The 12,592-nt window shown below is 65.1% G+C and carries 12 protein-coding genes; 8 read left to right on the top strand and 4 right to left on the bottom strand.

All coding sequences use genetic code 11. The annotated features are described in order from the left end of the window. Positions 1-84 precede the first annotated feature (84 nt). A complete protein-coding gene (locus AC3WMU_RS05345) occupies positions 85-1,584 on the bottom strand; it encodes an AMP nucleosidase (RefSeq protein ID WP_006222232.1) in 1,500 nt (499 codons plus the stop codon). Between the two features lie 153 nt (positions 1,585-1,737). Between AC3WMU_RS05345 and AC3WMU_RS05340 the strand changes: the two genes are divergently transcribed. The 3 genes from AC3WMU_RS05340 to AC3WMU_RS05330 all read left to right on the top strand — a co-directional run bounded on the left by AC3WMU_RS05340 (position 1,738) and on the right by AC3WMU_RS05330 (position 5,080). Continuing rightward, the gene (locus AC3WMU_RS05340) at positions 1,738-2,091 is read left to right on the top strand and encodes a hypothetical protein (RefSeq protein WP_006222233.1); all 354 of its coding nucleotides are present in this window, start codon (positions 1,738-1,740) and stop codon (positions 2,089-2,091) included. Between the two features lie 78 nt (positions 2,092-2,169). Beyond that, on the top strand, positions 2,170-4,269 hold the full coding sequence (locus tag AC3WMU_RS05335; protein WP_006222234.1) for a TonB-dependent receptor: 2,100 nt from the start codon (positions 2,170-2,172) through the stop codon (positions 4,267-4,269). A gap of 214 nt (positions 4,270-4,483) precedes the next feature. Then, positions 4,484-5,080 (top strand): C40 family peptidase, encoded by a 597-nt coding sequence (locus AC3WMU_RS05330; protein WP_006222235.1) that lies wholly within the window; start codon positions 4,484-4,486, stop codon positions 5,078-5,080. Positions 5,081-5,188: 108 nt separating this feature from the next. On the opposite strand, the gene AC3WMU_RS05325 is transcribed toward AC3WMU_RS05330, so the two are convergent. Beyond that, a complete protein-coding gene (locus AC3WMU_RS05325) occupies positions 5,189-5,959 on the bottom strand; it encodes an SDR family oxidoreductase (protein WP_006222236.1) in 771 nt (256 codons plus the stop codon). Positions 5,960-6,190: 231 nt separating this feature from the next. Between AC3WMU_RS05325 and AC3WMU_RS05320 the strand changes: the two genes are divergently transcribed. From AC3WMU_RS05320 to AC3WMU_RS05300, 5 genes are all read left to right on the top strand, one after another. Next, positions 6,191-6,895, top strand: coding sequence for a c-type cytochrome (locus AC3WMU_RS05320; protein ID WP_006222237.1), 705 nt, complete (start codon positions 6,191-6,193; stop codon positions 6,893-6,895). Beyond that, on the top strand, positions 6,892-7,815 hold the full coding sequence (locus tag AC3WMU_RS05315; protein ID WP_006222238.1) for a c-type cytochrome: 924 nt from the start codon (positions 6,892-6,894) through the stop codon (positions 7,813-7,815). Before AC3WMU_RS05320 ends, AC3WMU_RS05315 begins: the two co-directional genes overlap by 4 nt. Before the next feature lie 154 nt (positions 7,816-7,969). Beyond that, positions 7,970-8,575 carry a guanylate kinase gene (gene gmk / locus AC3WMU_RS05310; RefSeq protein WP_006222239.1) on the top strand — a complete coding sequence of 202 codons (606 nt, stop codon included), beginning with the start codon at positions 7,970-7,972 and terminating at the stop codon, positions 8,573-8,575. A gap of 44 nt (positions 8,576-8,619) precedes the next feature. Then, a complete protein-coding gene (gene rpoZ, locus AC3WMU_RS05305; RefSeq protein WP_006219679.1) occupies positions 8,620-8,823 on the top strand; it encodes a DNA-directed RNA polymerase subunit omega in 204 nt (67 codons plus the stop codon). Between the two features lie 22 nt (positions 8,824-8,845). After that, positions 8,846-11,140, top strand: a complete 2,295-nt coding sequence (locus tag AC3WMU_RS05300) for a RelA/SpoT family protein (RefSeq protein WP_006222240.1) — start codon at positions 8,846-8,848, stop codon at positions 11,138-11,140. Between the two features lie 63 nt (positions 11,141-11,203). On the opposite strand, the gene glnQ is transcribed toward AC3WMU_RS05300, so the two are convergent. Further along, positions 11,204-11,932, bottom strand: a complete 729-nt coding sequence (glnQ, locus tag AC3WMU_RS05295) for a glutamine ABC transporter ATP-binding protein GlnQ (RefSeq protein WP_035212131.1) — start codon at positions 11,930-11,932, stop codon at positions 11,204-11,206. Beyond that, positions 11,929-12,585: a glutamine ABC transporter permease GlnP gene (glnP, locus tag AC3WMU_RS05290; protein ID WP_492281948.1), complete on the bottom strand. Its 657-nt coding sequence runs from the start codon at positions 12,583-12,585 to the stop codon at positions 11,929-11,931. Before glnP ends, glnQ begins: the two co-directional genes overlap by 4 nt. Positions 12,586-12,592: the final 7 nt, after the last annotated feature.

Genomic DNA, 12,592 nt, shown 5'->3' with positions numbered 1-12,592 from the left:
TGCCTTGGGATTACCGGGCAACGCGCGAGAATAGCGCAAACCGCCCCGCCGCGAAAAATGGCGGGGCGTTGGGGACGGATCCTGCTATTGGAAAGCGGTTTCCATGAAGGTGCGCAGTTTGCGCGAATGCAACCGCTCCGGCGGCATGTCGCGCAGCCGCTCCAGCGCCCGGATGCCGATCTCCAGATGCTGGTTGACCTGCCGGCGATAGAACACGCTGGCCATGCCGGGCAGCTTCAGTTCGCCGTGCAACGGCTTGTCGGATACGCACAGCAGCGTGCCGTAGGGCACGCGAAAGCGGAATCCGTTAGCCGCGATAGTGGCCGATTCCATATCCAGCGCGATCGCCCGCGACTGCGCGAACCGCTCGACCAGTTCCACATGGTCGCGCAATTCCCAGTTGCGGTTGTCGATGGTGGCGACCGTGCCTGTGCGCATGATGCGCTTCAAGTCCCAGCCGGACAGCCCCGCCACTTCTTCCACCGCCTGCTCCAGCGCCACCTGCACTTCGGCCAGCGCCGGGACCGGCACCCAGGTGGGCAGATCGGCGTCCAGGACGTGGTCTTCGCGCACGTACCCGTGAGCCAGCACGTAGTCGCCCAAGCGTTGGGAATCGCGCAGGCCCGCGCAGTGGCCCAGCATCAGCCAGGCATGCGGGCGCAGCACGGCGATGTGGTCGGTGATGGTCTTGGCGTTGGACGGGCCCACGCCGATGTTCACCAGGGTGATGCCGGAATGGTCGCCGCGCACCAAGTGGTACGCGGGCATCTGCGGCAAGCGCGCGGCCTGCCCCTCATCGCCCGGGCCGCTTTCGCCGCGGCGCGTGATGCGGTTGCCGGGCTCGACCAGCATGTCGTAGTCCTCGTTGCCGCTGGCCATCAGCGCGCGGGCGCGCGCGCAGAACTCGTCCACATAGAACTGGTAGTTGGTGAACAGCACGAAATTCTGGAAGTGCGCCGGCGCGGTCGAGGTGTAGTGCTGCAGGCGGTGCAGCGAATAATCAACGCGCTGGGCGGTAAACGGCGCCAGCGGCTTGGGTTCGCCCTCCTTGCCGCGCCACGAGCCGTTGACGATGGCGTCGTCGGTCACGGCCAGGTCCGGCACGTCGAACAGGTCGCGCAACGGGCGCTTGAGCGCCTCCAGGTGCTCGCCTTCGACATAGGCGCCTTCCGGAAACGCGAAATGCAGCGGGATGGGGGAATCGGATTCGCCGACTTCGACCGCCACGCGGTGGTTCTGCAGCAGTTGGCCGACTTGCTCGATCAGGTAGTCGCGGAACAGTTCGGGCTGCGTGACGGTGGTCTGGTAAATGCCGGGTTCGGCCACATGGCCGTAGGACAGGCGCGTGTCGATCGGGTCGTAGGTTTCAACCACGATGCGGATGGCCGGGTAGTACGCCCGGGCGCGCTCGCGGCCGTTGCCGGTGCCGTTCAGGACCTCGCGGAACGCGGCGCGCAGAAATGCCGTGTTGCGCGCATAGATCTCGGCCAACCGGTCCACCGCGGACTGGGCATCCTGGAATGGTTCAAAAGGCATGGCATCGGGCCGGTTCATCGACGACAAAGGGTGGACTGCATTCATCATTGAGCTTTACTCCGCTTTCTTGTCTGCCGATTATGCCCGACCGCGTGGCAGATGAAGCGTCATATTCCGGCGTGCGGGGCCAGCGGTGACGTCGCCAATGATATAGAAACAATATATCATTCCGATTCTTCGAATTTCCTGTCCCCTTCGTCCATGCCGCCCCTGCCAGGCCCCCGCCACGCCGCCCCGCCGCCCTACGCGCGCTGGGCCGTGCTTGCCTGGCTATCCGTTTGCCTGCTGCTGGCGCCGATGGGCAGCCTGCGCCATGCGCTGTCGCATCTGGGCGAGGCGCCCGCCGCCAGCCAGGACGATGCCCACCCGCATGAAAAGCTGGGCCATTGCGACCTGTGCCAACTATGGGATGTGCTGGACGCGACGCTGCCGTCGTCATTCGCGTGGGTCGGCGGGCACGCCGCCCCTGCGGCGCCGGTTGCCCACTTGCCCGCCGGCACCACCGCCGTCGGCGGAACCTGGTTCCAATCCCGCGCCCCGCCCGTCCAGGCCTGAAATCCGACTTTTCAGCCGCCTTGTTGCGGTGCTCGATTTCATCCGCCGGCCGTCTCGCCGGCACCCTGGATTGCCACCATGAATTTTCCGACCGTCCCCGCCGGGGAACGCGCGCCCCTGCGCGCCTTCGCCTTGCGTCCGCTGGCCCTTGCCTGCCTGTCTGTCCTGCCCCTGGCCTTGCCCGCCGCAGTCCGCGCGCAGGCCGCCCCCGACACCGCCACGCTGTCGCCTGTCGTCATCACCGCCAACCCACTGGGCAGCGACGCGCTGGCCTCGCCTTCTACGGTGCTTCAAGGGCAGGAGCTGGATCTGCGGCGCGGCTCCAACCTGGGTGAAACACTGAACGGGCTGCCCGGCGTGTCCACCACCAGCTATGGCCCCATGGTGGGCCGACCCATCATCCGCGGGCTGGATGGAGACCGCATCCGTTTGCTGAACAACGGCGTCGGCACGCTGGACGCGTCGTCGCTGTCGTTTGATCACGCCGTGCCGCAAGATCCGTTATCGACCAACCGCGTCGAGATCCTGCGCGGGCCCGCCGCCCTGCTGTATGGCGGCAACGCCATCGGCGGCGTCGTCAACACGCTGGACAACCGCATCCCCACCGAACCCATCGATGGCATCCATGGCGACGTGGGCGGCAGTTATGGCGGCGCCAACAATGACCGCAACGGCGCCGTCCAACTGGAAGGCGGCGACGGCACCTTCGCCATCCATGCGGACGTCTTCGGCCGCAAGACCGGCACGCTGCGCATCCCCGACTACGCCCGCACCGCCACGCAGCGCGCCGCCGACGGCCCCGACGCCGACCAGCCCCGCGATCGCCTGCCCAACAGCGACGGCGAGGCCAGCGGCGGCGCGCTGGGCATGTCCTGGACCGGCGAACACGGCTACGCCGGCCTGTCCTACAGCGGTTACGACTCCAATTACGGTTCGGTCGCCGAAGCCGACGTGCGCCTCAAGATGCACCAGGAACGCTTCGGCCTGGCCGGTGAACTGCGCGACCTGACCGGTCCGTTCCAGAGCATCAAGCTGAACTTCGCCTATACCGATTACCAGCACAAGGAAATCGAAGATGGCGAAACCGGCACGGTTTTCAAGAACCGCGGTTATGAGGCGCGTCTTGAAGCCCGGCACGCCGACATCGGCCCGCTGCATGGCGTGGTCGGCCTGCAACTGGGCCAGACGCGCTTTTCGGCATTGGGAGACGAAGCGCTGGTGCCGACCACCGACACCGATTCCGCCGCCCTTTTCGCGCTTGAGGAATGGAACCTGACCGAGCGCCTGACGCTGTCGGCCGGCGCCCGCATGGATCACACGCGGCTAAGCCCGGCAGCGGGCGGCAACGACCGGTTCGACGATTCGGCCCGCCGCAGCTTCACAGCAGGCAGTTTTTCGCTGGGCGGCATCTACAAACTGACCCCGGTCTGGTCGCTGGCGGCCAACGGCGCCTACACCGAACGCGCCCCCACGTTCTATGAGCTGTACGCCAACGGCCCCCACGCCGCCACCGGCCAATACCTGGTCGGGGACCAGAACCTGGGCAAGGAACGCGCGTGGTCCGGCGATTTGTCGTTGCGATACAAGGACGGCACGGATCACGGCAGCGTGGGCGTGTTCTACAGCAGCTTCGCCAACTATCTGGCAGAGACCAACACCGGCCGCTATCGGAACGACGACGGCGACGTGGTGGCAGCCGGCGACGACGACGCCCTGCCCGAGGCGCGCTACCAGGGCGTCTCCGCACGCCTGTACGGGCTGGAAGCGGAAAACGTCACCCGCATCCTGCAGCGCGACGGTCACGCGCTGGATTTGGGCCTGTCGGGCGACTACACGGTGTCGCGTAACCGGGATACCGGGCGCTCGTTGCCCCGCATCCCTCCGTTTCGCCTGCGCGTGGCGCTGGATTACGGCTATGGCCCGTATAGCGCGGGCGTGAGCGTGTCCAAAGCGTTCGCCCAGCACGACCACCCCGCCAACGACACGTCCACGCCCGGCTATTACAGCCTGGACGCCAATGCCGGTTACCGGTTCAAGGCCACCGGGGTGCAATGGCAGGCCTACGTGCGCGGCATCAACCTGACCAACCAGGACATCCGTTACGCGACCTCGGTGCTGCGCGAGGTGGCCCCCGAAGGCGGCCGCGCCGTGATGGTCGGCCTGCGCGGCAGCTTCTGACAGGCCTATTTGCTGTGGCCGTTACGTTTCGCCCGGGGCACGGCGTAACGGCAGCGTCCAAATAATGCTGCATTGCACTACAAATGTAATGAAACTTTATTCCATTATAATTTGCGAGCATCCGGGGCGTGCGCCCGTCGGATGCACCCCTTTCCGCCGGCTTGCCCCCTCTGGGCAAAGCCATGCCGCCCACTCCGATTTTTGAAGTGACGTAATGACTCCGCCCACGCGAAAAGTCCGAATTGCCAATTTCAGCCTTCCCGTTTTCCTGTCAGCCCCCCTTCTGGCCCTGACCCTTTCCTGGATTCCCGGCGCCGCCCAGGCGTCCATCCCCGCCGAGCAAGCCCGCCCGACGCTCAGCGGCCTGCGCCTGGCGCAAGAGCCCACCGTTCCCACCCTGCGTGAACGCGTCGTGCAAGCCGGCCTGGACGCCATCGGCACCCCCTACAGCTGGGGCGGCGACGACGCCGAAGGCTTCGATTGCAGCGGCCTCGTCCTGTATGTGTTCCGCGAAATCGCCGGACTCGAACTCCCCCGCACGGCACGCGCGCAGCGCACCGAAGGGGAATCCGTGTCCAACAAAAAAGAACTGCGTCCCGGTGACCTGGTGTTCTTCGCCACGCGCGGGCGCGGCGTGACGTCGCACGTCGGCATCTATATCGGCCAGAACAAGTTCGTCCACGCGCCGCGGCGCGGCACGAAGGTGCGTGTCGACGAAATGAAGAATCCTTACTGGACCAAGCGCTACGTCGGCGCGCGGCGCTACCTGGATTCGACGCAGGGCCAGATGCTGGCCCAGGCATCGCGCTAAGCGCGACTGCTGCAAGTCCAGGCGGAAAAAAGGCGCCTGCCGGGCGCCTTTCCTGGGAACATCGACGAGCCTGCCGCGGGCATTACCCGCCGCGGGCCGTTTGCGCGTTCAGCCGCGGCCCACGAAAGGCATGTTCGTCGCCATGATCGTCATGAACTGCACGTTGGCCTCCAGCGGCAGGCGCGCCATGGCGGCAACCGCCTGCGCCACATGCGCCACGTCCATGCGGGGCTCGACCTTCGTGCTGCCGTCCGCCTGCAGGATGCCGGCCGCCATGCGTTCGGTCATGTCGGTAGCGGCATTGCCGATGTCGATCTGGCCGCAGGCAATGCTGTAGGGCCGGCAATCCAGCGAAATCGATTTGGTCAGCCCGGTCACCGCGTGCTTGGTCGCCGTATAGGCGATGGAGAACGGGCGCGGCGCGTGCGATGAGATCGAACCGTTATTGATGATGCGGCCGCCTTGCGGCGTTTGCGCCTTCATGATGCGGATGGCGGCCTGCGCGCACAGGAACATGCCGGTCAGGTTGGTGTCGACGACGTCGCGCCAGACCGCTACCGGCAACTCTTCAATGGGCATCGCCGGCGCACCGCGGCCGGCATTGTTGAACAGTACGTCCAGCCGGCCATATTCGCGCTGCGCCGTGTCGAACAGATCGCGCACGGCGTTCTCGTCCGTCACGTCGGTAGGCACGACCAGCGCTCTCACGCCGTCTTCGCCCGCGGCCGTGCGGGTGGCTTCCAGCGGTTCGCGGCGGCGGCCGGCCAACACCACGCGGTAGCCCTGGGCCAGGAATTCCAGCGCCACGGCGCGTCCAATTCCTGTGCCGGCGCCGGTCACCAGGGCAACGCGGGGCGGTTCGATCTCGTTCGTATGCATCGGATTCTCCTTGTTCTCAACCGCCGTGATCCTACCGCAATCATTGTCGCGATGCTGCAAGCAAAGTTAGCAGCGTCGACACACTTTCGCCCCCTGCCACGCAAGCAAAAGAAACGCGGATGCGCGCACTCAAGCCGACGATTTCGCGTTGATCTGTCACAAGTCTTTATATAATTTATGGAAATTAGCTTATTACCCAAAGTCCAATAACATTCCTCGGAGCAGGCAACCATGACCCCACGGTCCCTTCCGCGTGCGTTAGCGCTTGGCGCGCTGATCGCCGCAGCCACCAGCGCCCAAGCCGCGCCTGACGGCAAACAGATCAGCACCCAGGGGGCCAATGGCGCACCCGCCTGTATCACCTGTCATGGCGCCCGGGGCGAGGGCAACCCCGCCGCGGGCTTTCCGCAACTGGCCGGCATCGGCGCCAAGTACCTGGCAGAGCAATTGGAAGCCATGGCTAACGGCTCGCGCGTCAGCCCCGTCATGGCGGCAACGGCCAAGGCCCTGGACCCGGCGCAGCAACAAGCGGTGGCAAGCTACTACGCCAGCCTGCCCTCCCCGCTGAACATCGACCGCCTGGCCGCCACCGCCATGCACCCCGTCAAACCTGCCGATACGGGCGCCTGGCTGGCCACGCGCGGCGCCTGGGACAAGAACGTACCCGCCTGCAATCAATGCCATGGTCCTGGCGGCATCGGCGTGGGCGACAACTTTCCGGGTCTGGCAGGCCAACCCGCCGCCTACATCGCCGGCCAATTGCGTGCGTGGCGGCAAGGCCAGCGCCCGCCCGGTCCGCTGGCCCTGATGCCTGCCGTCGCCACCCGCCTGACCGACGCCGAAATCGACGCCGTGTCGGCCTACTACGCCGGCCTGCCCAAAGCCGCCGACCTGCTTGCCGCGCAAGGCGGCGCTGCCGAGGGGACCAAGCAATGATCCGCTTCCCGCTTTTCCGCCTGGGGTCCGTTGCCGCCTGCCTGGCGCTCTCGGCCACGGCGCTTGCCGCCGATCCCCGCCCCGCCTTCACGCCGCCTTCGGCGGCATCGCTCCCAGACACCGAGTTCGGCAAGATCGTGCGCCAGGGTGAACAGATCTTCCTGCACACGCCGCAGATGGCCGGCAAGTTCGTCGGCAACGACCTGAACTGCGCCAGTTGCCACCTGGATGCCGGACGCCGCCCCGATTCCGCGCCCATGTGGGCGGCCTACGTGCTGTATCCCGCGTATCGGGCGAAGAACGAACACGTCAATACGCTGGCCGAACGCCTGCAAGGCTGTTTCCGCTTCAGCATGAACGGCAAGGCGCCGGCCGCCGACGATCCCACGCTGACGGCGCTGCAAAGCTACATGTTCTGGCTGGCCAGCAAGGCGCCCACCGGCGTGGTGCTCGAAGGCCAGGGTTATCGCAAGCTGCCGGCGCCGGCCCAAAAGGCCGATTACGTGCGCGGCAGCGAGGTGTACGGCCAATATTGCGCGGTCTGCCACGGCGCAGACGGCCAGGGCCAGAAGAACGGCAAGCACTGGGTGTTTCCGGCACTGTGGGGCGCCGACTCGTTCAACTGGGGCGCGGGCATGCATCAGATCGGCAACGCCGCCGGCTTCATCAAGGCCAACATGCCGCTGGGCCAGGCCGGCATGCTGAGCGACCAGGAAGCCTGGGACGTGGCCTATTTCATGAACGCGCATGAACGCCCGCAGGATCCGCGCTACGCAGGGTCCGTCGCAGCCACGCGGGCGAAGTATCACGATTCGGACGATTCGCTCTACGGCATCGAAATCAACGGGCATTTGCTGGGCAGCGATTCCCCGGCGCCGGGCGGCAAGCTTATCCAGGCCGCCGCCAAACCCGCCGGCTGACAGGCGGACGGTCGCCGCGCATCCGCGTGGCGCGCATAAATCGCCTGGCCCGACAGCGGGTTTTCCCCCTGCCGGGCCGCGCGATTTGCTAGACTTCCGGTCTTAGCATCACACGCCGGTCATATTCATGCACGCCAACCCCGGAAACGTCTTCATGGTCGTCGCGCCCAGCGGCGCCGGCAAGTCCAGCCTGGTCAAGGCCTTGCTCCAGCAAGACCCTTCCATCGAGCTTTCCATTTCCTGCACCACGCGCGCGCCCCGTCCGGGCGAAGAAGACGGTCGTGAATACCGCTTCGTGACGCCTGACGACTTCAAGCGCATGCGCGACGATCAGAACCTGCTGGAATGGGCGGAAGTTCACGGCAATTTCTACGGCACGCCGCGCGACCGTATCGACGCCGCTACCCGCGAAGGCCGTGACGTTCTGCTCGAGATCGATTGGCAAGGCGCCCGCCAGGTCAAGCAACGTTTCCCCAGTGCAATCGGTATTTTCGTGCTGCCGCCGTCCATCGATGAACTCGAAAGCCGGCTCAAGGCGCGGGGCCAGGATGCGCCCCAGGTGATCGCGCGCCGACTCATGGCCGCGGGCGGCGAAATCGCCCACGCGCCTGAATGCGAATATGTTATTATTAATCAAGAATTTAGCGTAGCCTTGTCGGAACTGATACAAATCGTCAGTGCCGCGCGGCTACGCTTTTCGTCTCAGGCCGCCCGCCACGCCGAGTTGTTCTCGCAACTTGGCATCCCGGCCGAGCACTGAGCCGAACGCATTCTCCCTATCATCCATCAGCACCAGGTGTCCTAATGGCTCGCATTACCGTCGAAGACTGTCTGAATCAAATCCCCAACCGTTTCAAGCTCACGCTGGCCGCGACGTATCGCGCTCGCGAGTTGGCCCAGGGCCATGCCCCGCGCCTGGACAGCAAAGACAAGCCCACGGTCACTGCACTGCGCGAAATCGCGGGCGGCCTAACCGGCGTGGAAATGCTGCGTAAAGTTCCCACCTGATAGTCTCCGGGGGGCGGCAAGCATGGCTTTTCCCGGGCTGAAGTACGCTTCATCTGGTCTGCTTGCCGCACTACGTGCCGGCTCCCGTCTTGGGCGCCGCACGGGCAAGAAAGACAAAAAACTCGCTACGCCACCGTCCGTCGCCGCGCAAGAAGCGGCGGACGCAACCGCCTCGCCGGTTGCTTCGCTGGCACCGCTGACCGAAATCATCGGCAGCTATCTCGACAAGAAAGATGTAGAGCGCGTGCGCGAAGCCTATCGCTTCGCGGACCAGGCGCATCTGGGCCAGTTCCGCGCCAGCGGTTCGCCCTATATCTCGCATCCCATCGCCGTCACTGAAATCTGCGCAGGCTGGAAGCTCGACGTCAACGCGTTGTCGGCCGCCCTGCTGCACGACGTGATGGAAGATCAGGGCATCGCCAAGCACGAACTGGCCGAGAAATTCGGCCCGGAAGTCGCTGAACTGGTCGATGGCCTGTCCAAGCTGGACCGCCTGGACTTCGCCACCAAGGCTGAACAACAGGCCGAGAGCTTCCGCAAGATGCTGCTGGCGATGGCGCGCGACGTGCGCGTCATCCTCATCAAGCTGGCCGACCGCCTGCACAATATGCGCACGCTGGACGCGGTCAATCCGGAGAAACGCCGGCGCATCGCCCGCGAAACCCTGGACATCTACGCGCCCATCGCCCATCGCCTGGGCTTGAACCTGCTGTTTCGCGAACTCCAGGATTTGTGTTTCGCGGCCATGTACCCGAACCGCTACCAGGTGCTGTACAAGGCCGTGCTGGCGGCGCGCGGCAACCGCCGCGAGGTCATCACGAAGATCGCCGATTCGGTCCGGGCCTCGCTGCCCGCCGCCGGCATCGAAGCCGAAGTCACCGGCCGCGAGAAAACGCTCTATGGCATCTATCGCAAGATGGTCGACCAGAAGAAGTCGTTTTCCGACGTCCTGGACATCTACGGCTTTCGCGTCATCGTCCATACCCTGCCCGAGTGCTATCTGGCCCTGGGCACCCTGCACCAGCTGTATCGCCCGGTGCCCGGCAAGTTCAAGGACTACATCGCCATTCCCAAGGTGAACGGCTACCAGTCCTTGCACACGACGCTGGTGGGTCCCTACGGCACGCCGGTGGAATTCCAGTTCCGCACGCGCGACATGCATCATGTGGCCGAGGAAGGCGTGGCGTCGCACTGGCTCTACAAGGGCGCCGACCTGACCCTGAACGACCTGCAAAAGCGCACGCACCAATGGCTGCAGTCGCTGCTGGACATCCAGAGCCAGACGGGCGATTCCGGCGAATTCCTGGAACACGTCAAAGTCGACCTGTTCCCGGACGCCGTGTACGTCTTCACGCCACGCGGCAAGATCATTTCCCTGCCCCGCGGCGCCACGCCGGTGGACTTCGCCTACGCAATCCACACCGACATCGGCAACCAGGCGGTGGCCGCCAAGGTCAACGGCGAGTTCGTGCCGTTGCGCACCGAGTTGAACAGCGGCGACACGGTGGAAATCGTGACCTCGCCGGCATCGCGCCCCAATGCGCAATGGCTCAACTACGTGCGCACGGGCCGTGCCCGCTCTGAAATCCGCCACTACCTTCGCACCGTCAAGTACGAAGAATCAGTGGCCTTCGGCGAACGCCTGCTTAGCCAGGCGATGCAAGAGCTGCACATGCCGATGCCCGCCACCGACGACCCGGCCTGGCAAAAACTGGCGCGCAGCACCGGCGCCAGTTCGCGCGAGGAAATCTTGGCCGATATCGGATTGGGCAAGCGTTTAGCAGCGGTGGTTGCACGCCGCTTTGCGCCGGAGCACCAACTGGTCGCCACGACCGCTGCCGCGGTGGACGAACTGACCTCGGCGCGCAGCGCCCCCATCCTGATCCAGGGCAACGAAGGCCAGGCCGTGCAGTTGGCGCCTTGCTGCGGTCCGCTGCCCGGCGACCCGATCGTGGCGGGCATGCGCATGGGACATGGGCTGGTGGTACACACCGCCGACTGCCCCGTTGCCATGCGCCAGCGCCTGCGCGAACCGGAACGCTGGATCAACGTAGGCTGGGACGCGCACACGGCCAAGCACCTGGCGACCCGCCTGGACATCGTCACGCGCAACGAACGCGGCGTGCTGGGCCGCCTGGCGGCCGAAGTCACGGCCGCCGACGCGAATATCATGCACGTCACGATGCACGACGACGCGGTGTCCACGGTGTCTTTGCATCTGACGATCCAGGTCGACAGCCGCAAGCATCTGGCCCAGGTCATCCGCGCCATCCGCCACGTGCCCCAGGTGCAGAAGATCGTCCGGGTGAAGGGCTAAGTCCATTCGTCTTGGCGTAAAAAAGCCGGCGCTTGCGCCGGCTTTTTTTCGTTCAACATCCCTTCATGCCACGTGCTGCAGGAAATCCTTCAGGCGTTGGCTGGGCGGGTTGCTCAGCAATTCCGCGGGTGGCCCATCATGCGCGATCTTGCCGGCGTCGATGAAGATCAGTCGGCTGCCGACCTTGCGCGCGAATTCCATTTCGTGCGTGACGACCACCATCGTCATGCCCTCTTCCGCCAGATCGCGCATGACCTTCAGCACTTCATGGCGCAGTTCCGGATCCAACGCGGAGGTGGGCTCGTCGAACAGCATCAGCTTGGGCTTGATGGCCAGCGCCCGGGCAATGGCCACGCGCTGCTGCTGGCCACCGGATAGCTCTGCCGGATAGTGGTGCATGCGTTCGCCCAGCCCCACCTTGTCCAGCAGCCCCTCGGCCAGCTTGCGCGCTTCGCCCCGGTCTTGCCCGCGCGTATGCACCGGGCCGAACATGACGTTCTCCAGCGCGGTCATCTGCGGGAACAGGTTGAACTGCTGGAACACCATGCCGGCCTCGCGGCGGATCTCGCGCACCTGGGCGGAATCGCCCTTCACGCTTAGCCCGTCGACGAGCAGGTCGCCGCCATTGATCGTTTCCAGCACGTTAATGCAGCGCAGGAACGTGGACTTGCCCGAGCCCGACGGCCCGACCACCACCACGACCTCGCCGGCATCGATGTTCAGCGAGATGCCGTTGAGCACCATGGATTCGCCGAAGTTCTTGGTGACGTTATGAAATTCAACCATGCTCATAGTATGCGCATCCTCTTTTCCACCAGGTGCAGGCCCAGCGCCATCAGGCCGGTCAGGATCAGGTAGACGATCGCGACGGCCGACCAGATTTCAACGGCGCGGAAGTTGCTGGCCATGATTTCCTGGCCCTGGCGCGTCAGTTCCGCCACGCCGATCACGATGAACAGCGAGGAATCCTTCAGGCTGATGATGCACTGGTTGCCCAGCGGCGGGATCATGCGGCGAAACGCCACCGGCCCGATGATGTGGAACAGGATCTTGTGGAACGGCAGGCCCATAGCCTGGCCCGCTTCCTTCAGGCCCTTGTGCACCGACAGCAGCGCACCGCGCACGATCTCGGAAATGTAGGCGCCCGAGTTGATGATGAGCGTGACGATGGCGGCCCACTCCGCATCCACGCGGATGTTGGCCAGCAGCGGCAAGGCGAAGTAGATGAACATCACCTGCACGACGATCGGCGTGCCGCGGATGACCGCGACATAGACCTGCGCGATGGCCGACAGGACCGGATGCCCATAAGCCCGCGTCACGCCCGACAACGCGCCCAGCAGGAAACCGCCGAACAAGCCCCAGAACGTGATCTTGATGGTCATCAGCGTACCCTCAAGCAGATTGGGTAACGCCTCTTGAATTACACCCCAGTCAAACTCCACGATATTC

The organism is Achromobacter sp. FW305-C-13 (genome assembly GCF_058783475.1).
Note: the sequence above shows the minus strand (reverse complement) of the source record. Positions and strands in the feature narration are given on the sequence as shown.

Coding starts and splice junctions, on each gene's coding strand:
- AC3WMU_RS05345 (WP_006222232.1), bottom strand. CDS start 1,584: ATGATGAATGCAGTCCACCCTTTGTCGTCGATGAACCGGCCCGATGCC.
- AC3WMU_RS05340 (WP_006222233.1), top strand. CDS start 1,738: ATGCCGCCCCTGCCAGGCCCCCGCCACGCCGCCCCGCCGCCCTACGCG.
- AC3WMU_RS05335 (WP_006222234.1), top strand. CDS start 2,170: ATGAATTTTCCGACCGTCCCCGCCGGGGAACGCGCGCCCCTGCGCGCC.
- AC3WMU_RS05330 (WP_006222235.1), top strand. CDS start 4,484: ATGACTCCGCCCACGCGAAAAGTCCGAATTGCCAATTTCAGCCTTCCC.
- AC3WMU_RS05325 (WP_006222236.1), bottom strand. CDS start 5,959: ATGCATACGAACGAGATCGAACCGCCCCGCGTTGCCCTGGTGACCGGC.
- AC3WMU_RS05320 (WP_006222237.1), top strand. CDS start 6,191: ATGACCCCACGGTCCCTTCCGCGTGCGTTAGCGCTTGGCGCGCTGATC.
- AC3WMU_RS05315 (WP_006222238.1), top strand. CDS start 6,892: ATGATCCGCTTCCCGCTTTTCCGCCTGGGGTCCGTTGCCGCCTGCCTG.
- gmk (WP_006222239.1), top strand. CDS start 7,970: ATGGTCGTCGCGCCCAGCGGCGCCGGCAAGTCCAGCCTGGTCAAGGCC.
- rpoZ (WP_006219679.1), top strand. CDS start 8,620: ATGGCTCGCATTACCGTCGAAGACTGTCTGAATCAAATCCCCAACCGT.
- AC3WMU_RS05300 (WP_006222240.1), top strand. CDS start 8,846: ATGGCTTTTCCCGGGCTGAAGTACGCTTCATCTGGTCTGCTTGCCGCA.
- glnQ (WP_035212131.1), bottom strand. CDS start 11,932: ATGAGCATGGTTGAATTTCATAACGTCACCAAGAACTTCGGCGAATCC.